This window comes from Kordia sp., from assembly GCF_965283645.1.
GTDB lineage: Bacteria > Bacteroidota > Bacteroidia > Flavobacteriales > Flavobacteriaceae > Kordia.
Genome location: NZ_CBDIPG010000001.1, coordinates 4,917,774 through 4,941,024, shown reverse-complemented (window position 1 = coordinate 4,941,024; position 23,251 = coordinate 4,917,774). Strand labels below are relative to the sequence as shown.

23 protein-coding genes are annotated in these 23,251 nt (G+C 33.2%); 16 read left to right on the top strand and 7 right to left on the bottom strand.

All coding sequences use genetic code 11. The annotated features are described in order from the left end of the window. The first annotated feature begins 131 nt into the window (after positions 1–131). The 15 genes from ACQ654_RS21700 (at position 132) to ACQ654_RS21630 (ending at position 16,761) form a co-directional block, all read left to right on the top strand. On the top strand, positions 132–4,970 hold the full coding sequence (locus ACQ654_RS21700) for a choice-of-anchor L domain-containing protein (protein ID WP_430412440.1): 4,839 nt from the start codon (positions 132–134) through the stop codon (positions 4,968–4,970). Positions 4,971–4,983: 13 nt separating this feature from the next. Beyond that, positions 4,984–5,532: a hypothetical protein gene (locus tag ACQ654_RS21695; RefSeq protein WP_430412439.1), complete on the top strand. Its 549-nt coding sequence runs from the start codon at positions 4,984–4,986 to the stop codon at positions 5,530–5,532. A gap of 113 nt (positions 5,533–5,645) precedes the next feature. Continuing rightward, positions 5,646–6,167, top strand: coding sequence for a hypothetical protein (locus ACQ654_RS21690; protein WP_430412438.1), 522 nt, complete (start codon positions 5,646–5,648; stop codon positions 6,165–6,167). 10 nt (positions 6,168–6,177) lie between these two features. Continuing rightward, positions 6,178–6,429, top strand: coding sequence for a hypothetical protein (locus tag ACQ654_RS21685; protein ID WP_430412437.1), 252 nt, complete (start codon positions 6,178–6,180; stop codon positions 6,427–6,429). A 251-nt stretch (positions 6,430–6,680) separates the two neighbouring features. After that, a complete protein-coding gene (gene uvrB / locus ACQ654_RS21680; protein WP_430412436.1) occupies positions 6,681–8,669 on the top strand; it encodes an excinuclease ABC subunit UvrB in 1,989 nt (662 codons plus the stop codon). 353 nt (positions 8,670–9,022) lie between these two features. Continuing rightward, positions 9,023–9,946 (top strand): ABC transporter permease, encoded by a 924-nt coding sequence (locus ACQ654_RS21675; protein WP_430412435.1) that lies wholly within the window; start codon positions 9,023–9,025, stop codon positions 9,944–9,946. Continuing rightward, positions 9,940–10,620 (top strand): ATP-binding cassette domain-containing protein, encoded by a 681-nt coding sequence (locus tag ACQ654_RS21670; protein ID WP_430412434.1) that lies wholly within the window; start codon positions 9,940–9,942, stop codon positions 10,618–10,620. The genes ACQ654_RS21675 and ACQ654_RS21670 overlap by 7 nt, the downstream gene beginning before the upstream one ends. Before the next feature lie 94 nt (positions 10,621–10,714). Beyond that, complete coding sequence (locus tag ACQ654_RS21665; RefSeq protein WP_298427232.1) at positions 10,715–10,906, top strand: cold-shock protein; 192 nt, start codon at positions 10,715–10,717, stop codon at positions 10,904–10,906. Positions 10,907–11,015: 109 nt separating this feature from the next. Then, positions 11,016–11,294 (top strand): DUF1456 family protein, encoded by a 279-nt coding sequence (locus ACQ654_RS21660; protein ID WP_430412433.1) that lies wholly within the window; start codon positions 11,016–11,018, stop codon positions 11,292–11,294. Positions 11,295–11,311: 17 nt separating this feature from the next. Beyond that, positions 11,312–11,728 (top strand): hypothetical protein, encoded by a 417-nt coding sequence (locus ACQ654_RS21655; RefSeq protein WP_430412432.1) that lies wholly within the window; start codon positions 11,312–11,314, stop codon positions 11,726–11,728. A 38-nt stretch (positions 11,729–11,766) separates the two neighbouring features. Continuing rightward, positions 11,767–12,369 (top strand): short chain dehydrogenase, encoded by a 603-nt coding sequence (locus tag ACQ654_RS21650; protein WP_430412431.1) that lies wholly within the window; start codon positions 11,767–11,769, stop codon positions 12,367–12,369. A 15-nt stretch (positions 12,370–12,384) separates the two neighbouring features. Next, positions 12,385–13,260: a hypothetical protein gene (locus tag ACQ654_RS21645; protein ID WP_430412430.1), complete on the top strand. Its 876-nt coding sequence runs from the start codon at positions 12,385–12,387 to the stop codon at positions 13,258–13,260. Positions 13,261–13,324: 64 nt separating this feature from the next. After that, the gene (locus tag ACQ654_RS21640; protein WP_430412429.1) at positions 13,325–13,903 is read left to right on the top strand and encodes a PhnA domain-containing protein; all 579 of its coding nucleotides are present in this window, start codon (positions 13,325–13,327) and stop codon (positions 13,901–13,903) included. 170 nt (positions 13,904–14,073) lie between these two features. Next, the gene (locus ACQ654_RS21635; RefSeq protein WP_430412428.1) at positions 14,074–15,855 is read left to right on the top strand and encodes an FAD/NAD(P)-binding protein; all 1,782 of its coding nucleotides are present in this window, start codon (positions 14,074–14,076) and stop codon (positions 15,853–15,855) included. 18 nt (positions 15,856–15,873) lie between these two features. Further along, a complete protein-coding gene (locus ACQ654_RS21630; protein WP_430412427.1) occupies positions 15,874–16,761 on the top strand; it encodes an SPL family radical SAM protein in 888 nt (295 codons plus the stop codon). Here ACQ654_RS21630 and ACQ654_RS21625 read toward each other — a convergent pair. From ACQ654_RS21625 to ACQ654_RS21595, 7 genes are all read right to left on the bottom strand, one after another. Further along, the gene (locus tag ACQ654_RS21625; RefSeq protein WP_430412426.1) at positions 16,758–17,435 is read right to left on the bottom strand and encodes a class I SAM-dependent methyltransferase; all 678 of its coding nucleotides are present in this window, start codon (positions 17,433–17,435) and stop codon (positions 16,758–16,760) included. The genes ACQ654_RS21630 and ACQ654_RS21625 overlap by 4 nt on opposite strands. Positions 17,436–17,742: 307 nt before the next feature. After that, entirely contained in the window at positions 17,743–18,177 is a 435-nt protein-coding gene (locus ACQ654_RS21620; RefSeq protein WP_430412425.1) for an Hsp20/alpha crystallin family protein, read from the bottom strand. Positions 18,178–18,744: 567 nt separating this feature from the next. Continuing rightward, positions 18,745–19,938 carry an ADP-forming succinate--CoA ligase subunit beta gene (gene sucC, locus ACQ654_RS21615; RefSeq protein ID WP_430412424.1) on the bottom strand — a complete coding sequence of 398 codons (1,194 nt, stop codon included), beginning with the start codon at positions 19,936–19,938 and terminating at the stop codon, positions 18,745–18,747. A 552-nt stretch (positions 19,939–20,490) separates the two neighbouring features. Further along, on the bottom strand, positions 20,491–20,736 hold the full coding sequence (locus ACQ654_RS21610) for a hypothetical protein (protein ID WP_430412423.1): 246 nt from the start codon (positions 20,734–20,736) through the stop codon (positions 20,491–20,493). A gap of 26 nt (positions 20,737–20,762) precedes the next feature. Beyond that, a complete protein-coding gene (locus ACQ654_RS21605; RefSeq protein WP_430412422.1) occupies positions 20,763–20,993 on the bottom strand; it encodes a hypothetical protein in 231 nt (76 codons plus the stop codon). Between the two features lie 140 nt (positions 20,994–21,133). Then, positions 21,134–21,307 (bottom strand): hypothetical protein, encoded by a 174-nt coding sequence (locus ACQ654_RS21600; protein WP_430412421.1) that lies wholly within the window; start codon positions 21,305–21,307, stop codon positions 21,134–21,136. Between the two features lie 72 nt (positions 21,308–21,379). Continuing rightward, positions 21,380–21,568 (bottom strand): hypothetical protein, encoded by a 189-nt coding sequence (locus tag ACQ654_RS21595; RefSeq protein WP_430412420.1) that lies wholly within the window; start codon positions 21,566–21,568, stop codon positions 21,380–21,382. Between the two features lie 399 nt (positions 21,569–21,967). Here ACQ654_RS21595 and lysA point away from each other — a divergent pair, with 399 nt between their 5' ends. After that, positions 21,968–23,212, top strand: coding sequence for a diaminopimelate decarboxylase (gene lysA, locus ACQ654_RS21590; RefSeq protein ID WP_430412419.1), 1,245 nt, complete (start codon positions 21,968–21,970; stop codon positions 23,210–23,212). Positions 23,213–23,251 lie beyond the last annotated feature (39 nt).

The window sequence follows — 23,251 nt, the reverse complement described above, 5'->3', positions numbered from 1 at the left end:
TTATTAAAAATAATTTCGCAGACATGAAATAATGTATATCTTTGTCTTAGAATTTTATTTGATATCCGATATAGCCTAAGTTTGCCCAGCTAACGTTATATAGGTCGGAAACACGACTTAACCCCATTCCTATGAAAAAAGTTTTTTTAATACTTTTTATACTATTTACCTGCCATAGAATTTCTGGTCAACAAGTAACAACTGATGAATCTATTCCATTACAACAACTTGTAGAACAGCTCGCAGAAGGTTGTGTGGAAATTTCAAATGTTTCATCTTCCATCAATGGAAGTGTAAATAGTCTCCAAAGTTATGCTTATTTCGATCAGGCTGGTTCTGCTTTCCCATTTGCAAATGGTTTGGTATTAACTTCTGGAAGTGCATCACAAGCAGGAAACTCTTTAAATACAGATTTATTAAATAGTGGAGATTTAAGTTGGGGAACTGATACTGATATTGATACAAATGCAGCAATAGATTTAAGCAATACTGTAAATGCAACTTCCATAGAGTTCGATTTTATTGCCGTAACCAACCAAATAAGTTTTAATTATTTATTAGCGTCTGAAGAATATGCTGGTAGTTTCCCTTGTAACTATTCGGATAGTTTTGCTTTTTTAATACGACCTACCGGGAGCGCTAGTCCTTACACAAATATTGCAGTTGTTCCTGGAACAAATATTCCTGTGAGTACAAGTGTTATTCATGATATAATTGTAGGTTTCTGTCCTGCTGAAAATCCTGAATACTTTGAAGGGTACAATTTAGGAGACACTAACTACAATGGACGAACTACGGTATTAACCGCTACAGCAAATCTAATTCCTAATCAACAATACCATATCAAATTAATTATTGCTGATGGAACAGATCAAAATGCAGATTCTGCTATCTTTATTCAAGGAAATAGTTTCAATGCAACTGTTGATCTTGGTCCAGATATTACAACGTGTGCCGATTCGTATGAACTTAACGCCGATATTGGAAATCCATTAGCTACTTATGAATGGTTCAGAGATAATGTTGCACTTCCAAACAGTAATACAACAACATTTACAGCGAGTGTAAGCGGAACGTATAGAGTTGAAATTACAATTCCAATCGGAACTGAAAACTGTGTCATTGAAGATACGGTAGAAGTTGCGCTGAATGAAGCACAAACTGCAGGACCAATTACAGATTTTGAACTTTGTGATGATCCTTCTCAGGACGGAGAAGAAACATTCACACTAACCATAAAAGATCCAGAAATATTAGCGACTGTTCCGCCTGCTAATTACCAAATAAGCTATCATTCCACTCAATTTGAAGCTGAAAACAATACAAATCCTTATCCAAACGCTATTCAAAACACATCATCTCCACAAGAAATATTTGTACGTGTATTAGATATAGATAATGGTTGTTTGGCATTTACAAGTTTTAATTTAATTGTAAATACATTACCAGACATTACTGATCCGACTCCGTTTGATATTTGCGATACAGATGCAGATGGTATTGTTGCTACAGATTTAACGGTAAGAAATGATGAAATAACTGGAATGAATCCTGTACTTGGTGTAAGTTATCACTTTTCACAATCAGATGCGGATAATAATATCAATCCTATTGTAACAACTTATACAAATACGGCTCCAAATGACACAGTCTTTGTTCGAGTTGTCAATACAGAAACAGGTTGTTTCACAACAACAACGTTAGATATCAATGTAAGTGTTGCTCCAGAATTAGGCGGAAGTAGTAGAAACTTAATAGATGCTTGTGATCCAGATCATGATGGTTTTGCAAATTTTGATCTTACTGATCTTGTCAATGAAATCACAATGGGACTTACAGGCGTTACGGTTTCTGTTCACACATCTATTAATGAGGCGCAAAATGGTATAAATCCTATTCCTGACCCATCATCTTTTAACAATACAATAATGGATTTTCAAACTGTTTATGTACGTGTTACTGATGATAGTACAGGTTGTTTTGCAATATCTGTTATTGAAATACACACCAACGCACTTCTAACAGCAACAAGCATTGAAGATGTTAATAGATGTGATGATGATAGTAATGATGGTGTTTTTGAATTTGATTTCGAATTAATTTCTGCTAGCATACAAAATAACTTAGATGGAATTACAATCGATTTTTATCTTACACAAAATGATAGAGATAATGGTGTAAACGCTATTGACACATCAGTTCCTTTTCAAAATACATCCAATCCGCAAGAAATTTTTATTTCACTAATGGATGATGAAGGTTGTGTGGAAGTTTCTTCGTTTAATTTAATTGTAAATCCTTCAGTAACACTAGGCACTATCGGAACATTAACCTATTGTGATAACAACGACGATAGCTTTGCACTTGTAAATCTTACCGAATTCAATACCACAATTCAAGGAGCAAACACAACTTTTAATGTTGCGTATTTTGCTACTCTAGCAGATGCAAACAGCTTTAGCAATGCTATTGTAGCTCCATTTGCAAACCAAACAAACCCGCAAGAAATATTTGTACGAATTACAAATCCTGCAACGAGTTGTAACGATGTTTCATCATTTATGTTAGACATATTACCTGCACCTACAGTAACACAACCGCCTCCAATTTTAATTTGTGATGATGATACGGATGGCATTTCTTCTGTAGATGTAACTGTAAGCATTCCAGATATTGTTGCAAACACAACAAACATAAACATTAATTTCTTTCAATCATTAGCAGGTGCACAAGATGGAACAACGGATTCAGTTCCTGTGCCTACAGCATTTGTAACATCATCTACAGATGTATTTGTTCGTGTTGAAAATGCAACAACAGGTTGTTTCACAGTAGTTACACTTCCCGTTATTGTAAATACAATTCCAGAAGTTGTAGCAACCGATATTTATCAACTGTGTGAAACTGATACAGATCAAACAGAAAATTTCGTCATGGAAACCAGAGATGATGAAATCTTGAACGGACAAACGGCGATGGTCGTTCTCTACTATCCTACTGCGCAAGATGCTTTGGATAAAACGAACGAAATCGATAAAACCATGCCCTATGCAAATCAAACGAATCCGCAAACAATACATGTTCGTATTGAAAATGATACCGATCCTGATTGTTTTGCAACGTCATCTTTTGTCATTCAAGTAAGTCCTGCACCACTCTTCAATCAGCCAACAGATATATTTGTTTGTGATGATGTGACGAATGACGGAATTGATACATTCGATCTTACGCTTACCGCACAAGAAATTGCACAAGGAATTCCTCAAAACTTAACGGTTGTCTTTTTCTTATCAGAAGATGATGCCAATATGGACGTGAATCCAATCGCAAACACATTTACAAATACAACCAATCCGCAAGCAATTTTTGCAAGAGTTACCAATGATTCCGATTGTTTTACAGTAGTAACATTTGAAGTAAATGTAATTCAGGTACCTGAAACAAATGCGGCTTCTGATATAACTGTGTGTGATGTAGATTATGATGGACAAGTTGAATTTGACTTAACACTTGCCGAATTTGACATTTTAAACATTCGACAAGATAATGTGGTAATTACGTATCATGAATTAGAAGCAGATGCAGAAACTGGTGCAAACGCAATTGCAACACCAACAACCTACACAAACTCAATCAATCCGCAACCAATTTTTGTACGACTGATCAATACAATATCACAATGTTACGTCATCATTCCATTTACACTACATATAAATTTACCGCCATTACTAAATGATGTTCCAGAAGCTACATTTTGTGCTGCGGAAAATCCAGGAACAGTAGATTTAACTCAAATAGACGAAATCATTATTGATGATACTACTGGAGTTTCACTTTCATACTACAATTCGGCGGCTGATGCAGACAGCGAAACAAATCCGCTTCCAGATATTTACACGTATGCTACAAATCCAGAAACCATTTTTATACGAGCTGAAAATGACGATACAGGTTGTTACTTTGTTTCAGATATTGATGTACTCATCAACCCGAATCCGATAGCAAATCCTGTGAGCGACATGGAAGCTTGTATTGATGACAACGGAAACTTTACACAAGTATTCAATTTATCACAACAAACTTCAACAGTATTAGGCGCGCAAAACCCAGGTGTATTTGCGGTAAGCTATCATGTAAGTATAGAAGATGCGCAAAACAATGTAAGTCCATTACCAAACTTATACAGCGCTTTTGATGAGCAAATCATATACATAAGAGTAGAAAACACAAACACAGGTTGTTATAGTACAACATCATTCATGACTATTGTGCATCCATTACCTACTGTAAATCTTCCAGAAGATATTACGTTGTGTTTAAACGATCTTCCATTAACAGTAACTGCTGGCTCAACTATTGGAAACTCGTACTTATGGTCTACTGGAGAAACAACAGCATCTATTGACATTACATCCGTTGGAACATACGATGTAACCGTAACAAGTCAATTTGGTTGTACAGAATCTGCAAGTTTTACCGTAAACGAATCCGAATTGGCTACCATTGTTGATGTTGATGTCGTAAACTTTTCAGACAACAATACTGTCACTGTAAACGTAACTGGAAATGGAGATTATTTATATTCGTTAGATGGTGGCACGCCACAGGTTTCAAATCTATTTGAATTTGTAGGGCCAGGATATCACACAGTAACGGTTTCTGATATAAATGGTTGTGGTGAAGTAACGGAAGAAGTTGTTGTTATTGACTACATCGGATTCTTTACACCTAACAATGATACATTTAACGATACATGGCACATTATCGGAATAGAAACCTTGCCAAACTCTGTCGTATACATATTTGATCGTTATGGAAAATTATTAACAGCTTTAGGACCAGATGATCGTGGTTGGGACGGATTATACAGAGGACGAAGAATGCCTTCAAGTGATTATTGGTTCTTAGCAGAAATAAAAGATGGTGATCAAGCGTTTCAAGTAAAAGGACATTTTACCTTAAAACGATAATATTGTAAACTAGATGGAAGCAATCAGACTTGTCTTTTTTGTATTAGGTGTATTCTTTGGAGTAGAAACAACTTCGGTCGTAGCCGAAAAAACCATCGTTACGGTTGATCCAACATCGAATGTGATGGAAATTCACCTAAAAAATCTAGTAGCAGTCTATCCGAAAGAAAATGATCCAACATTGGTTGAAAAAGAATTCTCCGAAATGTATGCCAACAAGGGCAGTTGGAATTCACTATTTGATACCTATCTTGAAAAATCAATTGTATATACTTCGCCAAAAAAAGGTGTTTTAGACGCTACAATTACATTAAAATATAGCAAACCAGAAGATTTAAAAATATTTGCCATTGACATCAATCGGGAAGGTAAATACTCTTTTATCAACATTCCACAATGGAACGTTGAAACTACAGATGGCGTGCAAAATAGTTATTATTGGAATTTTGAACCAAACGCAACATTCTCATTTTCGTTATCACCATTAAAAAATGCTCCAGAAACGTATACCATAAATAAGGAAACGATATTTGTTGTTTGGCAGTTATTAAAGAAAAAATAACACATCACTACTTCTAAAAACATGTTGTTAAATCTATCTCAAAAAGAGACCATTTACACAAAAAGCAATTGACTTTTATTACTTTAGACTTTTACACAACTTAAAATTCTAACATGAAAAAACTACTATTGTTGATATTTTTCAGTATTTCATTGATTGTTACAGCACAACAGAAAAAACAAACACATACGGAAGCCGTAAAAACAATTGACGGAGTTTTAACCAAAATGCTCACTATTATTTCTGGTGAAAAAGGCAAAAAACGCGATTGGAAGGCGCTTGAAAATTTATTTCTTCCAAGTGCAACGTTTAGTGTGCGTTCGCCAGACAAAAGCTATGAAACTCAATTTGAAACTGTAAACTTAGAAGACTTTATAGAATCGTTGAAAGATAGTTATTACGACAACGGATTTTATGAAGTAGAAACTGGGAAAGTTGTGAATGAGTTTAATGGCGTTGCCAATGTTTTTCAAAGTTTTTATGGCAAAGATTCTGAAGGAAATGAAGAAAGAGGCATTAATAGTTATCAATTGGTTTATCTTAAAAATCGTTGGTGGATTGCCAATATGGTTTGGACATTTGAAACGGACGAAGTAAAAATTCCTAAAAAATATATTCGCGAAACTAAACACTAAATTCGTAATCATGTTGAAAACATATATACTCAACATTGTAACCGTCTTAACACTTTTTTGTAGCTGTCAGACAGAAAAAAGTTATGACGTTAAACAATTAGACACCTTACTATTTAGTAACCCAACAACTGTTACGTATAGCACAATGGACTTAAACAATAATGGTATAGATGAATTGTATATGTTGCATAAACAATATTCTATAAATGGTGATAATTATGAATTAAGTGTTTATGAATTAACTGAAACTCCCGAAAAGTAATTGAGGAATAGTTTCCTAAAAGAATTTTACTTCACGTCTTTTCATTATTTTTGCAAAATATCGCGTTAAGGATTGAAGCGACATCCTTTTTTACGTTGCAACGTTATTACGAGGAGTAAGCGACGAAGTAATCTGTTTGTGAAGGAGCAGATTGCCACAACAAATTAAAATTTGCCTTGTAATGACAATACATAAAAAAGATATAGCCGAAAGCCTGACCGAAGGAAACGCCCAAAAAAGAAACTACATTTATGAAATTCAAAATAGTATCTGATTTTTCTCCTACGGGAGATCAGCCACAAGCAATCAAAGAATTAGTTTCAGGAATTGAAGCTGACGAACGTTACCAAACGTTGTTAGGAGTTACAGGTTCAGGAAAAACGTTTACGGTTGCCAATGTGATTGAACAAGTTGAAAAACCAACGCTCATTTTAGCACACAACAAAACGTTAGCGGCTCAGTTATACTCAGAATTCAAGCAATTTTTCCCAGAAAACGCGGTGGAATATTTTGTTTCGTACTATGATTATTACCAACCTGAAGCCTACATTCCGACTTCGGGAACATATATAGAAAAGGATTTATCGATTAATGAAGAAATAGAAAAATTACGATTAAGCACAACTTCTTCCCTACTTTCTGGACGTCGTGACGTAATTGTAGTTGCTTCGGTTTCCTGCTTATATGGTATTGGAAACCCTGTAGAATTTCAAAAAAATGTCATCAAACTAGAACGTGAACAAGTGATTTCGCGCACAAAATTATTACATCGTTTGGTACAAAGTTTATACTCCAGAACAGAAGCCGATTTTTTACGCGGTTCGTTTCGTGTAAAAGGTGATGTTGTAGATATTTTTCCTGGTTATGCCGATTTTGCGTTTAGAATTCACTTCTTTGGTGATGAAATTGAAGAAATAGAATCGTTTGATCCAGCGACGAATAATGTGCTTGAAAAATACGAACAACTCACCATATATCCTGCAAATATGTTTGTGACTTCTCCGGAAGTTTTACAAAATGCCATTCATCAAATTCAAGAAGATATGGTAAAGCAAGTTGATTATTTTAGAGAAATTGGGAAACATTTAGAAGCAAAACGTTTGGAAGAACGTACAAATTTCGACTTGGAAATGATTCGTGAATTAGGCTATTGTTCTGGAATAGAAAACTATTCGCGCTATTTAGATGGTCGTGCGCCAGGAACGCGTCCTTTCTGTTTATTAGACTATTTTCCAGAAGATTACTTAATGGTCGTTGATGAAAGTCACGTAACAGTTTCACAAGTACATGCCATGTATGGTGGCGATAGAAGTAGAAAAGAAAACTTAGTAGAATATGGTTTTCGTTTGCCAGCGGCAATGGACAACAGACCGTTAAAATTTGAAGAATTTGAAGTCATTCAAAACCAAGTCATCTATGTAAGTGCAACGCCTGCAGATTATGAATTGCACAAAACAGATGGTGTTTATGTGGAACAAGTAATTCGTCCGACAGGATTATTAGATCCAATTATTGAAGTACGTCCAAGTTTAAATCAAATTGATGATTTAGTAGAAGAAATTCACTTGCGTACCGAAAAAGATGAACGTGTGTTGGTAACAACATTGACCAAACGAATGGCGGAAGAATTGACAAAATATTTATCGCGAATTCAAATTCGTTGTCGTTACATTCACAGTGATGTTGATACGTTAGAACGTGTGCAAATTATGCAAGATTTACGTAAAGGTTTGTTTGATGTTTTAATTGGTGTCAACTTACTTCGTGAAGGATTGGATTTACCAGAAGTTTCATTAGTCGCGATTTTAGATGCAGATAAAGAAGGTTTTTTACGCTCAGCGCGATCGTTGACACAAACGGTTGGTAGAGCCGCAAGAAATATAAACGGAAGAGCAATTTTGTATGCGGATAAAATCACGAAAAGCATGCAAAAAACGATGGATGAAACGGCATACAGACGTGAAAAGCAAATTGAATATAATACCAAACATGGTATTACGCCAAAAGGTTTAAACAAAGCATTAAGCAATATTCTTGGAAAAGATGATAGCCTTTCTTGGGAAGATGAAATCAAAGCGAAAGCTGCGGCAGAACCAGATTTGGAATACTTGACCAAAGCACAAATTGAAAAGTTGATTCGTGAAAAACGGAAAGCCATGGAAACGGCGGCAAAAGATTTGAATTTTATGGACGCGGCAAAATACCGTGATGAAATTAAATTGTTACAAGAAAAATTATAAAAACATAAAAGCGCAAAAAGAAATGGTAGGGCAAATTTACCAGCTTCTATTGCGCTTTTACTCTCAATTATATATACTAAACAAAATTGTAACCTAAAAACAAGTTATATTTTTCAATAACTCCAAAATCGTTAAACAATGATTTACCTGTTTTTATCCTACAGCATAAATGTAAGAAAATTATACTTTTTAGAAGTGCGTATAACTCCTAAGACTAAGAAACAGGTAGAAACACCTAGTTATTTGCTTCATACTTTTAGCTAAACACGTTAATAATTCGCTAAAATCTTCCGATCATCTTCAAAAAACATTATAATCTGTATATTCGATTCTTGAAGTGAAATCAACCAATATTGAAATTCTATTTTACATTACAATGCAAACGTATCTATCGTCATATTGACGAGTTTGGTGTCATTCCACTTATTGGTGTTGCCGCGATTATTGCCTTTTTTATTGGAATTTCAAGAATTCTATTTGACACTGTACAACACGCTCACTATTATTACATGTTGATCGGTCTTGGACTGAGTTTGAAATTAGGAACTACAAAACGAACTGATTTCTTAAAAAAATGCTTTCCTACGAATTCGTTTTTGAAAGTGAGAATGTTAGAGAATTCATTTTTTATACTTCCATTTAGCATATTTCTAATATTCAAACAATGCTATTTGGAAGCAATTGTACTACAACTACTTGCTATCGGAATTGCGTTTATGAACAATTTTGAAAAGAGAAGCATTACAATTCCAACTCCTTTTGGTAAAAAACCATTTGAATTCGTCATCGGATTTCGAAATACTTTTTGGGTTTTTATCTTAGCATATTCCTTAACATGCATTTCCATTGTGGTGAACAATTACAATCTTGGAGTTTTTAGTTTACTCGTAGTTTTTGCAACCTGCATGTCCTACTATTCCAAACCTGAACCTTTATATTACGTTTGGATTCACGCACTGACACCAAAAGTCTTTTTATACAAAAAACTAAAAACGGCAATCAGCTTTAGTGGTGTACTAACATTGCCTATTATCATTATTTTATCCATTTGTTTTCCGTTAATAGAATTACAATTTACATTACTTTTTACATTTCTTGGGTTTTGTTTTGTAGCACTCACTATCTTAGGAAAATACCATAATTATCCTTCACAAATTCCACTATTTCAGACATTGGCATTGTTGGTCAGTTTGCTATTTCCGCCTTTGGTATTCGTATTCATATTAGTATTCTATAGAAAATCTATCAAAAATCTAAATTCAATTTTGACATGTTAAGCATTCACAATCTATCAAAATCATTTGCCAAAAAGCAAATTCTAGATGCAATTCAACTTGAATGCAAACCTGGAGAAATAAATGGAATTGTTGGAGAAAATGGTGCTGGAAAAACAACGCTATTTAGGTGTATTGCTGGTTTAGCATCGTATGAAGGAAAAATTAAATATTCAGTAAACAATATAAAAAACACAATTGGTTTCTTAGATACGAATCCTGAATTTCTATCAAAAATTACAGGAAAAGAATATTTACAATTGATTTGCAATGCGCGAAATATCAAAGATGTAAATTTTGACGCACAAAACATTTTTGACCTTCCATTAAAGCAATATGCAACAACGTATTCTACAGGAATGAAAAAAAAGTTAGCACTTACGGGCGTGTTACTTCAAAATAATGAAATTTTCATACTTGATGAACCATTTAATGGTGTTGATATTCAAAGTAATCTCATCATCAAAGAACTATTAAAAAAATTAAAAGAAAAAGGGAAAATAGTGTTGTTATCTTCGCACATATTCTCCACATTACAAGATACTTGCGATTATTTACACTACTTAAAAGCAGGAAAAATTAAAAAAACGGTAGAAAAGAAAAATTTTCATCTTATTGAAAATCTCATAAAAGACGCGGCTTTAGACGAAAAAATTAAAAAATTCAATATTAAATAATTGTAACTAACTAAAAAAAAAGCCTTAAAAAGTCGGGCGCATTAAATTTGGTATTATCTTTGCAACTATTAAAACAATTATTAAATTTATTACAATGAACAAAGGAACAGTAAAATTCTTCAACGACACTAAAGGTTTTGGTTTTATCGTAGAAGAAGGTTCAAACAAAGAACATTTTGTACACATCTCTGGATTAATTGATGAAATCCGTGAAGGAGATGAAGTTGAATTCGAACTTAAAGAAGGACGTAAAGGACTTAACGCAGTAGACGTGAGAGTAATTTAATATCTATATATATTTTATTCCTTAATGAAGCAAGGCCTATCAATATGATAGGCTTTTTTTATGTCTTAAATTTAAATCACAAAAAATTAAATTTAAGTATCTTTGCCGCATGGCATTAACAAATAACGACGTTTTCAAAAAATTACGTGTAGCGCTAAAGCTCCGTGATGATGATATTGTAAAGATTTTAGAATTGGTAGATTTTAGAATCTCAAAAAGTGAATTAGGTGCATTTTTTAGAAATGAAGACCATCCAAAATATAAAAATTGCGGTGATCAAATTTTACGAAACTTCTTAAATGGTTTAGTAATCCACTTGCGTGGACCAATGCCAAAAAAGGAACCCAAACCAAAATCGACACAATCGACATCTAAGCGGAAAGGATAAAAATTACTTGTAGTATCATGAATGATCATTTTCAATTTACAGACTCAATATTCGAAAAACAGTTTGCAAACTGTACATTTAATCCTTCATTATTTAGTCATGAAGCACATCTAAGACTTGCTTGGATTCATATTACAAAATATGGAATTACAGAAGCGTTGCAAAACATTCAATCACAACTTTTAACATTTGTAATGCATGTTGGTGCGCATGAAAAATACAACAAAACACTTACTATTGCCGCTACAAAAGCTGTATATCATTTTACATTAAAATCAACAGCAACCAACTTTCATGGCTTCATAACTGAGTTTCCAAGACTTCAATACAATTTTAAAAAATTAATGGAAACTCACTATTCTATAAACATTTTCAATTCTGAAAACGCAAAACAAACATATCTAGTTCCCGATTTACTACCTTTTGATTGCTAAAATATATCTAGTATATTTGAGGAACAAATCAATACAGAATGAAAATCCTAATCGTTGGCGGAAACGGAACAATTGGTAAAAAAGTTGTGACATACTTCGCTCAAAATTATGAAGTTTTAATTGCTGGAAGAAATTCTGGTGATGTTACTGTTGACATTAGCAATAGCGAAAGTATTCAACAAATGTTTGAAAAAACTGGAACTGTTGACGCCATTGTTTGTGTTGCTGGTGAGGCCAAATGGAAACCATTTAATGAACTCTCAGAAGAAGATTATTACTTAGGTTTTAAAAGTAAATTAATGGGACAAGTCAATTTGGTGCGAATTGGACAACATTTCTTAACCAAAAACGGTTCCGTAACTTTAACGACAGGAATTTTAGCAGACGATCCTGTTCCAATGACAGCAAGTGCCGCTATGGTAAACGGAGCAATTCATAGTTTTGTAAAAGCCGTTGTATTGGATTTGGAAGGACAAATTCGTGTCAATGTAGTTTCATCAGGATTAGTCGAAGATGCTGTAGAAAAATACGATGCATATTTCCCAGGACACAATCCAATTCCGATGCAAAAAGTAATCAATGGATATCGCAAAAGCGTTGAAGGCAAAGGAACTGGCAAAATCATTAAAATATACAACTAACTCAATTATAACAATATGAAATCAAAATTCACCTATCTCCTACTCGCAAGCTTTCTATTCCTTTCTTGTGGAAAAGATAACTCTCAAAATGAAAACTATCTTACAGATGTTACGATAGAAAATGAAAAACTAAATTGTGATGGTATCATCATGAAAAACTATACCGGAATTGTTAATAAAGCTGAGTTTTCATACGGTGAAAAAATCACGTTATTCTATGATAATATGACTGGTTTTGAGTTGCAAGACAGTTTAGCATATCCAGATATGAGCATCTTTGTATTAAACAAAAAAGGAGATACAATGCTGAATCAGAAAGATTTACTAAAGTATACAACAAAAGGATATACTGAAAAAACCTTAAACCTGACTAGCAATCTTACGTTTGCCAAGCCAATGTTACCAAAAAATTCCTATGTAATGAATATTCACATTCGTGACAAACACAGTGATGGATATTATAATTTAAAGAAAAACTTCAAGATTATTGAAAACCCATTACTGAAAACAGAAACCGATGGTCTCACCTACGACATTCTGTATTTATACTCACAAAAGCGAGATGTTGCATTAATTGACAATAAAATAAAGGCTGATGAAAATATTTATATTTTAATAGAAAACTTAGAAGGCTACGAAATTGACGAAAACGGAACAGTTGATTTAAAAGCTTCTATAAGTCTTGTAACTGCTGACGGAACCGTAATTAATAAAAAAGATAATTTATTTCCAGACCTTGTAAGTGCTGAAGATTTAAAAGATCAACTATACGCCACTCTTTCCATTACAAAAGGATACGTGAAAAATCCTGTTACTTGTGTTTTTGAAGTGGTAGATAATAAAACCAACAATAGTTTTAAAACTACTTTCGATCTTGTTGTTGAAGAATAAAATAGAAACTGCTTTCATATATCAATTAAACCTATAATTTTGTTCAAAATTAAAGATTTTCCAAATGAGCATTGAAAGAGACATACAAAAACGCAGTAATAACGCATGCGAATTGTGTAGCGCAACAGAAAAGTTAGCAATTTACCACGTACCACCAAATCACGAAAACAAGCTCGAAAAATCTATATATATATGTGAAACGTGTAGTTCTCAAATAGAAGATGCTGAAACAATGGATGTAAATCATTGGCGTTGTTTAAATGATAGTATGTGGAGCGAAGTAAAAGCGGTTCAAATTGTCGCTTGGCGAATGCTACACAGACTCAAAAAAGAAGGTTGGCCACAAGATTTGTTAGACATGATGTATTTTGATGAAGACGATTTAACTTGGGCGAACGCAACAGGAGAAGCAGACGACAAAGAAAACGCCATCAAACATTTAGATGTAAATGGTGTGCAATTGCAAGCTGGTGATAGCGTGGTTTTAATTAAAGATTTAAATGTAAAAGGTGCTGGATTTGTCGCAAAACGAGGATCAGCAGTTAGAAACATTACACTTACACATGATAATGCAGCACATATAGAAGGACGTTTAAATGGACAACATATTGTAATAATTACCAAATATGTAAAAAAAACGTAACATTTTATCACACATAAAAAACAGCAAAACGACGTATTTTCAACAAAGAATACGTCGTTTTTTGTATCTTTCAAATCATTACAAAAAACCTATCATTTACATAAGATTATTCGCTTAATTTTTATTAAAGTTTAAAAAATTAGTTGATTTTATCTTGAAAAACGCTCGCATTGAAAAAATCATCAACAACAAAACAACGCAACATTGCTATCATTGGAATCGGTCCTCGTGGCGGATATGCATTGGAAAACTTTATAGCTTCACTAAACGAAAAATCAGACTTATCACAAATTCATTTGCTGCTTTTTGAGCAAACAGGCAATTTTGGAAATGGTAAAGTATATGAAACAACTCAAACTGAAAGCAACTGGATTAACATTCCAGAAAGAGTTTTATTATTAGAAAAACGCGAAGCTATTACGTTTGCCGAACTTCAGATTCCTTCATTTCCTTCCTATCACGAATGGATATCAAAAGATTTCAAAAAAATACCAAAAGAACATATTGATACGTATCCACCAAGAGCGAAAATTGGAACATATTTACAACAACGACTCAAATCGATTTTAACACCACTTTCGGAAAATAAAATCGTTACGTTGGTGGAAAGTTATGTAGAAAAAGTGAGTATGTCAGAAGCGTATAAAGCGTCAATTAAAACAACGACAAAGGTTTATGAAGCAATTGATGAAGTGCTACTCACTATCGGACATCAACCTACTGAACTTTCAGAACAATTAGTGGAATGGAAAAAATTTGCTTCAAACAAAAAGCATCTTAATCTTTTTACATCTCCATATCCTATTTCCAACTTCCTAAATCACAACAACTTAACGAACAAAAGTATTGTCGGAATTAGAGGTTTTGGTTTGGCTATGATTGATGTAGCAAGAGCAATTGCGCTCAATTTTGGCAACTTTACTATTGAAGATGAGTACACGAAAAAATGTACATTTCATGCAAATAAAACGTATCAAGGGAAACTTATTCCGTTCTCACTTGACGGACTTCCAGCAGTTCCAAAGCCCTTAAATGCAAGTATTGATGAGAAATTTAAACCCACAGAAAAGCAACTTTCAGAATTTGCTTCACATGTGGGAAATTCTGAAATACAGAAAAAAGCATCAAGTCCTGACTTTTTACTAGAAGCATTTGCACCTATTGCCGCTACAATTTATGAGCAATTAGAAAATGTACATCACAAAGAAAAATTAACACATAAAGAAGTAGAAACAATCATCAAAAAATGGTTGAAAGATTCCGAATATCAACACAATACTATTGTACCTACGAATCAGCCTATAAAAAAAATAATGCAGGATTTTGTAGCTATGGCAACTGATAACAAACCGTTTAGCTTGGACTTTTGCGTAGGGCAAGTTTGGCGTCACTGCCAGCCAACTATGTATGAAGCACTATCGTTTAGCGAATGTAATGAAGATGTTTTTGCAGAAATTATTGCATTGGATGAATCTACAAAAAGATATTCCTACGGTCCGCCAGTAGAAAGTTTGCAACAAATGATCGCGTTGATAGAAGCCAATGTTTTGGAGGTTGATATGATCAGTGATCCAGATTTTGAATTGACAAAAAACGGCTGGAAATTTCTGGCGAATGGCACTACAGAAACTGCTACCGTTATGATCAATTCTGTTCTAAATCCGCCAAAAGTAAAATCGGTGAACGCTCCTATTGTGGAAAGTTTACTATCTTCTAATTTGATTCAAATGGTTCATGATGATTTAGGAATTATGACTGACGAAAATGGGTATGTCATTTCAAATGATAAAGCGCATGTCATTCCGATTGCATTGTTGGGTAGATTGGCAAAAGGAACAATTATTGGCGTTGATGCTATTTTAGAATGTTATGGTTCGCGACCGAAAAAATGGGCGACGGAGGCAACGAAACGTCACATAGATGCACTTAAAGAAAGTAAAATTTCATCCTAATTCTATTATTTTTTAATAATGATTAAAGAAATTGAAGTCAAATCTGTATTAAACAAAACCAAAAAAAGAGATGCTTGGTTTTTGGACGATTATACCTTCAATCCGTATCAAAGTTGCTCATACAACTGTTTGTACTGCTACATTCGTGGAAGTAAATACGGAACAAATCTTGCGACAAGTTTATCCGTAAAAACAAACGCAATTGAGTTGTTAGAAAAACAATTGAAAAAACGTGCCGCAAAAGGCGAATATGGTTTCATTGTATTATCTTCTGTAACCGATCCGTATATCAATATTGAAAAGGAATATATGCTTACGCGAAAAGCCTTAGAAGTGATTCTAAAATATCGTTTTCCCGTGCATATGATTACGAAATCGACATTAATTGAACGCGATTTTGATATTTTACAAGAAATCAATCAGCAAGCAATTTTGCCCGAAGATTTGCGACAAAAACTTCCTGACGGAACACTTATTACGTTTTCTTTTTCCACTGTTGATGATGAAATTGGAAGTATATTTGAACCTGGCGCACCAAAACCTTCGTTACGAATTGAAACGTTACAACGCACACTACAAGCAGGATTTCATGCTGGCGTAAGCCTTATGCCGTTGTTACCATTTATCACAGACACAACAGCACATTTAGAAAAACTGTTCCGTGCGTTTCAAAAATGTGAAGCAAAGTATGTAATGCCAGCAACCTTAACCGTTTTCGGAAACGGGAAATCAGACAGTAAAACCTTGATTTTAAACGCAATAAGAAATCATTACCCTGAATTGGAAGCGCGTTATTTAAAATACTTTTCAAACAGTCATCAATTGCCTGAATATTATAGAAATGCTTTTTATACGAAAATGAAAGAACTTTCTAAAACGTATAATTTAAAAGATCGGATTATTTAAAAAATAGTGTAAAGTGTCGTTACAATAATTCCTTTAGAATTAGGCAATGTAATGCCTATTAACCGTTTTACTTCTTGTACTTTAAAATTGAATGGTGAAGCTAATATATCTACTCCACTTTGTTTTTTACGTCGAATTCCTTGTCCCGAAATGATATCTTTATTTGGGATAAAATCACCTTCTGGCAAATGTTCCGTAAGGATTAGATATTTAAAATTTGCTAGTTTCTTTATAATATTCTGTATTTCTGTATTCGATAAATGTTGTAATACTTGCCGAACCAACGCACAATCGCCTTGAGGTAAATCATCTATAGCAATGTCCAAACAATAGAATTCTAAATTGTCAGCTGTAAATTTAGTTTTATTACGCGCTATCAAATCTGAAACAATATCTACCGCGATATACTTATGGGTATATTTTACAAATTCTTTTCCAACATTAAAATCGCCACAACCTAAATCGCATACAACTAATGGTTCTTTAAAAGAAGTTAAAAAAGTGATGATTGTATCTACATACGGGTTTACAATTTTTGGATGATGTGATCCTTCTCCCGAATAAAAATCAGTCTTATTATTTCCCCAAAGTTTCAATGCATACACTTGTTCCATAGCCGCTTTTGTTGGCCAAGGTTTTTTTGTTTTGTTAGATTTGATTTCTTTCTTTTTCACAAACGCGTTATTTGTAGTACTTGACTCAAAAATACAACAATATGAGTTATAATTTTTGTCTTCAGTTTGATACACTTTGTGAGCAAAAAAGAATAACAACATAGATACAAAGTACTTCTCGATACAAATTTATTTCATAATTTCACGCGAAGTGACGTAAGAGCAATTAACAACCAAAGCGAAGCTACCAAGAACCTTGAATCATTAAATTTTTGAATCCTTGCATTGAACAAAGCGAAAAACAAAAAAGGCTCGCCAATTTCTTGACGAACCCTTTTCCCATTAACTAACCAATTCTAACTTTGTTCTATGAAATCTCAATTGTTCTTTTAGGCTTCACTTTATCTTCTTCACGCTTTGGTAAAACAACATTTAAAATTCCGTTTGTGTACGTTGCATTAATTTCTTCTCTGTTTACCGTTTGTGGTAATTTGAACGATCTTTTAAAGCTTGAAAAACTAAACTCTTTACGTGTATAGTTGTCTTCCGTTTCAACTTCTTCTTTTTTCTCTTCCGCACTAATCGTTAATAAATCATGATCTAATGAAAGGATAAAATCTTCTTTTACTTTTCCTGGTGCAGCAACTTCTAAGGTAAAATTGTCTGCAGTTTCTTTAATGTTTACTGCTGGCGTATTTGTTGTGCTTGCTACTTGATTTGCAATTCCACCAAACCAATCAGCTGGAAATAATTCGTCAAAAATTGAAGGAAGATCTACGTTTTTACTTTTTACTATGTTCATCTTTTTATGTTTTAAGTGATTAAATTTTTACATTTTGTTTATTCAAATACGAGATGTATAAGGCAAAAAGGATTCCAAGTGAAAAAATGTGTCACTTTGACAGTTTTACATATTCATATAATGACAAAATGGCGTTTTTATTAAAAATGCATGTGACAGCGTGGCGGAAATGAATTGAGCCGATTTACAACTGTAATGCAAATCCTATAAAATGTTTTGATTTCACCTAACGTTCTAGTAGTTTTAAGGGAAATTTAGAATAAAATGGGGAAAGATTATAAAAACGATTCACACATGCGAGAAGTTGCTGAATGGGAAGCCAAAGCAGGAACGTCAAGTTATAGCAGTTCAAAGAGCAATACTTATATACCTGATAAAAAAAAGGGCTGTTGGTCAATATTCTTTAGAATCGTAATATGGATCGTAATAATTATAGTTTTACTTATACTATCAATATGGCTTGGATTAGTTAAATAAATCTATACTCAACAAAAAAAGCCTTCCCAAACTAATGGAAAGGCTTTTTATATATAAATTGAATACTATATAACTTGTTATTTTTTTAGCTTACGCTAAAACTGCTTGTACTTTATCAGCAGCTTCTTGGAATTCAACAGCAGATTGAACCGCTAATCCAGAATTGTCAATCAATTCCTTTGCAATGTCTGCGTTAGTTCCTTGTAAACGAACAATGATTGGCACTTTAATAGCGTCTCCCATATTCTTGTATGCATCAACAACTCCTTGTGCAACGCGATCACAACGAACGATTCCACCAAAGATATTGATTAAGATTGCTTTTACGTTATCGTCTTTCAAGATAATTCTGAATGCTTCTTCAACACGTTTTGCATCCGCAGTTCCACCAACGTCTAAAAAGTTAGCAGGTTCTCCACCAGCCATCTTAATTAAATCCATAGTTGCCATTGCTAAACCAGCACCATTTACCATACAACCAACGTTTCCGTCAAGGTCAACATAGTTTAGTCCTACTTCTTTTGCTTCAACTTCTATTGGATTTTCTTCACGTAAATCGCGCATTGCCGCGTAATCTTTATGACGGAATAATGCATTTTCGTCTAACGTTACTTTTGCATCAACAGCCATGATTTTGTCATCAGATGTTTTCAACACAGGGTTGATTTCAAATAATGAAGAATCAGAAGCAACATATGCTTTGTATAATGAAGAAACGAATTTTGTCATTTCTTTAAATGCCAATCCACTTAATCCTAAGTTGAACGCAATTCTTCTTGCTTGAAAGCCTAATAATCCTAAAGCAGGATCAACTTCTTCTGTAAAAATTAAATGTGGCGTTTCTTCTGCAACCGTTTCAATATCCATTCCACCTTCTGTAGAATACATAATCATGTTGCGTCCGGTTGCTCTGTTTAACAATACAGACATGTAAAATTCATTTGTTTCGCTATCACCAGGATAGTACACATCTTCAGTAACTAATACTTGGTGTACACGCTTACCTTCTGCAGAAGTTTGTGGTGTAACCAAATCCATTCCGATGATTTGTCCTGCGATGTCTTCAACTTCTTGAAGATTTTTGGCAAGCTTTACTCCGCCACCTTTTCCACGTCCACCAGCATGAACTTGTGCTTTAATCACATGCCATCCTGTTCCTGTTTCTTCTGTCAATTGCTTTGCAGCCTCAACAGCTTCTGCAGGTGTAGAAGCGACTTTTCCGCGTTGAATGCGTACGCCAAAACTTGCTAATATTTCTTTACCTTGATATTCGTGTAAGTTCATTTTACGAAATTTTTTATAGAGCACAAATGTAAAAAATCGAACGCAGTAAACCCAATTAATTTTGGTTTTTGATTGATTAAAAAATGCAAGAAAATTAATTTTTGTAGTTTTAGTAGTATGTACTAGAGAAATAAACTTTTAATTGTAGTAAAATAAACTAAAAAACATGTGAGCAATCATAAGTTATTCCTACTAACCGTAGTACATTTTAAAAGTTGGAAAAAATGATTAACCAAATAGAAAAAAAATAACTAGTAAATAACTTACTTAAACAATTTAGTGTATATGACATAGACATAAAAGAAGATTATTCGCAAAATATTAAGAATCCATTAAAATCATATTTATGGATAAAAAGAAAAGAATTATTCGTATTGCTATAAGCAGTGATAGGTTTAATTTAGATTTAATTTATCAAAAAAGAAAGAGGAAAGGAATTATCTCTAAATTAATATCTATTTTATTCTGAATTAAAACTTTAAATTTAAAAGGGAAGAGACTCTAAATCTTTTCCCTTTTTCAGTAAAGTTTTCTTTAGTATTTAATTACAAATTATGGAATTTCAAATCCTGTAGTAGGTGGCGGACACGTAAGAAAAGTACATTCTTCTGTTGGTCTAGGTGGACAAATAAATCTGGTTACACCTATTGTACATTGACCTGGCAAACAGCTTACACATGTACACGTACTTATGGTGATTTGGTCTGTAGTAAACGCTTGTCTTCCTCCTATACCTTCTTGTAATTGACTAATCTTTTTTTTGTTTAGTGCTAATGATTTTAGTTTCTTTTTTTTCATGATTTTCTATTTAAACATATTATTAATTATACTTCACAACCAATAAAGGTACAATCGCGCGTAACACATTCTACAGAACAAAATTGCGTTATTGGCGGAGGACATACTAAAACAGAAATTATTGCACAAAATTCTGTTAAACATGTTTTTATGGTCTGTCCAACATCAATTGGAGTTGCAGCGCCACCATTTGTACTGTGCAATTGACTAATTTTACGCTTGTTTAACTCTAAAGAATTAAGTTTTTTCTTTTTCATGATATTATTTTATTTTGGTTACACCTAAAGTTAAGCATATTCAAAATCAAACTGTTACGGTTTTTCCATAGATTTTGTTCCATAAAAAAAGTGAACATTGCTGCTCACTTTACTTTCTATGTACTATTTTGTTTTAAACATTACTCCGTACACGCTAAAGTAGAAGCCGTTTGTGTATTACAATTTTCTCCACAACTATTACATGAACAACCGCTCATGGTTGGTCCGTCTGTGTCCAATTGTCTAAATCCTCCTTGTAATTCACTAATTTTTCGTTTGTTTAGCGCTAAATTCTTAAAACTTCTTTTTTTCATAATATCTAATTTTTAAATACTATTTAAATATAAGAAAATCTAGTAGTAAACAATTATGGCTTTACCGTAGAATTATTTAGGACAAGTCCAAGTAAGACAATGTTGGTTATTAGTACACACACATGAAGTTGTTTGACAACTACCTACTTGTGTTACACAATAAACTCCACTACCACCAGCTTTTCCTCCATTTACATTTTCATCTAAATTAGAAATTGATTTTTTGTTTAATGTCAAGCATTTTAAATTCCTTTTTTTCATAATAGTATATTTTTATAATTAATAATAGTATCAAATGAATAACATTTAAAAGACATTATCAATGTTTATAAACATCAATTAGATAATCATGGGTTATAATAAAAACTTCTAATCAAAACATAAAAACCTAACAAACAGATACTTATATTTTAAAATCTAAAATTAAGAACACACGATCACTAACATTTTTTGTTATTACATATATGGTCTTATTATAGTGACATAGACAATTTTGTAACTGCTAATAGATACTACTAAACATTATTTCATTTCACTATTCTGCTCCAAACCTTAAAATGTTACAAATGAAACATTTTGTGTTATTTTTATATTTTTTAAATAGTTTTCTTTATTGTAACTTCATTTTACCATAGTTTTGAACTGTTAAAAAAAAGAATAATGAATCATAACAATCTACTAGATATCGCAAAAACATACGGAAGTCCGACGTATGTGTATGATGCTACGAAAATAACTTCTCAATATGAGCGCTTGACGAAAGCATTTCAGAATGTACCAAATATGAAACTTCATTATGCTGTAAAAGCATTGTCCAATTTGAGCATTTTGAAACTGATGAAATCACTTGGCGCTGGATTAGACACTGTTTCAATTCAAGAAGTACAATTAGGACTTGCCGCAGGTTTTAATGCAGAAGAAATAATGTATACGCCAAATGGTGTTTCTTTACAAGAGATTGAAAATGCCGCTAAACTAGGTGTGCAAATTAATATTGATAATCTTTCTATTTTGGAACAATTTGGAAGTAAACATCCAACAATTCCTGTGTGTATTCGTATCAATCCGCATGTAATGGCTGGTGGAAATCATAATATTTCTGTTGGACATATTGATTCTAAGTTTGGAATTTCTATTCATCAAATTCCGCATGTATTACGCATTGTAGAATTAACAGGAATGCACATCAACGGAATTCACATGCATACTGGAAGTGATATTTTAGATATTGATGTGTTTTTGTACGCTTCTGAGATTTTATTTAAAACGGCAACCAATTTTAAGAATTTAGATTTTATCGACTTTGGAAGTGGTTTTAAGGTTCCGTATAAAAAAGATGATATTCAAACTAATATTGAAGAATTTGGTCAAAAACTTAGTGTACGTTTTAATGAATTCTGCAAAGAATACGGAAAAGAATTGTCTTTAAATTTTGAACCTGGCAAGTTTCTAGTTAGTGAAGCTGGTTATTTTTTAGCCGCAGTTAATGTTGTAAAACAAACAACCTCAACCGTTTTTGCGGGAATTGATAGTGGATTTAATCATTTGATTCGTCCAATGTTGTACAATTCATATCATCATATTGAAAACATCAGTAATCCAGAAGGTCGCGAACGCTATTATTCTGTGGTTGGTTATATCTGTGAAACAGACACGTTTGGCAATAATAGGAGAATTAGTGAAATCCGCGAAGGCGATATTTTAAAGTTTAATAATGCTGGCGCGTATTGTTTTTCTATGGCGAGTAATTACAATTCACGTTACAGACCTGCCGAAGTTTTATGGTATGAAAACAAAGCACATTTGATTCGTAAGCGTGAAACTTTTGATGATATTTTGAAAAATCAGGTTGATGTTAACTTTTCAACCAAAAAAAAGAAAAAAAGTGTGCCTAAAGAAGTTTAGGTAAATATCAGTGTTGGTAAAAGTGTCTGCAAATTGTAG

What these genes read in the sequence shown, in the direction of transcription:
- ACQ654_RS21605 (WP_430412422.1), bottom strand. Translation starts at nt 20,993, where the DNA reads ATGAAAAAGAAAAAACTTAATTCTTTAGAGTTAAACAAGCGTAAAATT.
- sucC (WP_430412424.1), bottom strand. Translation starts at nt 19,938, where the DNA reads ATGAACTTACACGAATATCAAGGTAAAGAAATATTAGCAAGTTTTGGC.
- ACQ654_RS21600 (WP_430412421.1), bottom strand. Translation starts at nt 21,307, where the DNA reads ATGAAAAAAAGAAGTTTTAAGAATTTAGCGCTAAACAAACGAAAAATT.
- ACQ654_RS21690 (WP_430412438.1), top strand. Translation starts at nt 5,646, where the DNA reads ATGAAAAAACTACTATTGTTGATATTTTTCAGTATTTCATTGATTGTT.
- ACQ654_RS21670 (WP_430412434.1), top strand. Translation starts at nt 9,940, where the DNA reads ATGTTAAGCATTCACAATCTATCAAAATCATTTGCCAAAAAGCAAATT.
- ACQ654_RS21645 (WP_430412430.1), top strand. Translation starts at nt 12,385, where the DNA reads ATGAAATCAAAATTCACCTATCTCCTACTCGCAAGCTTTCTATTCCTT.
- ACQ654_RS21640 (WP_430412429.1), top strand. Translation starts at nt 13,325, where the DNA reads ATGAGCATTGAAAGAGACATACAAAAACGCAGTAATAACGCATGCGAA.
- ACQ654_RS21685 (WP_430412437.1), top strand. Translation starts at nt 6,178, where the DNA reads ATGTTGAAAACATATATACTCAACATTGTAACCGTCTTAACACTTTTT.
- ACQ654_RS21655 (WP_430412432.1), top strand. Translation starts at nt 11,312, where the DNA reads ATGAATGATCATTTTCAATTTACAGACTCAATATTCGAAAAACAGTTT.
- lysA (WP_430412419.1), top strand. Translation starts at nt 21,968, where the DNA reads ATGAATCATAACAATCTACTAGATATCGCAAAAACATACGGAAGTCCG.
- ACQ654_RS21695 (WP_430412439.1), top strand. Translation starts at nt 4,984, where the DNA reads ATGGAAGCAATCAGACTTGTCTTTTTTGTATTAGGTGTATTCTTTGGA.
- ACQ654_RS21610 (WP_430412423.1), bottom strand. Translation starts at nt 20,736, where the DNA reads ATGAAAAAAAAGAAACTAAAATCATTAGCACTAAACAAAAAAAAGATT.
- ACQ654_RS21700 (WP_430412440.1), top strand. Translation starts at nt 132, where the DNA reads ATGAAAAAAGTTTTTTTAATACTTTTTATACTATTTACCTGCCATAGA.
- ACQ654_RS21660 (WP_430412433.1), top strand. Translation starts at nt 11,016, where the DNA reads ATGGCATTAACAAATAACGACGTTTTCAAAAAATTACGTGTAGCGCTA.
- ACQ654_RS21630 (WP_430412427.1), top strand. Translation starts at nt 15,874, where the DNA reads ATGATTAAAGAAATTGAAGTCAAATCTGTATTAAACAAAACCAAAAAA.
- uvrB (WP_430412436.1), top strand. Translation starts at nt 6,681, where the DNA reads ATGAAATTCAAAATAGTATCTGATTTTTCTCCTACGGGAGATCAGCCA.
- ACQ654_RS21665 (WP_298427232.1), top strand. Translation starts at nt 10,715, where the DNA reads ATGAACAAAGGAACAGTAAAATTCTTCAACGACACTAAAGGTTTTGGT.
- ACQ654_RS21650 (WP_430412431.1), top strand. Translation starts at nt 11,767, where the DNA reads ATGAAAATCCTAATCGTTGGCGGAAACGGAACAATTGGTAAAAAAGTT.
- ACQ654_RS21595 (WP_430412420.1), bottom strand. Translation starts at nt 21,568, where the DNA reads ATGAAAAAAAGGAATTTAAAATGCTTGACATTAAACAAAAAATCAATT.
- ACQ654_RS21620 (WP_430412425.1), bottom strand. Translation starts at nt 18,177, where the DNA reads ATGAACATAGTAAAAAGTAAAAACGTAGATCTTCCTTCAATTTTTGAC.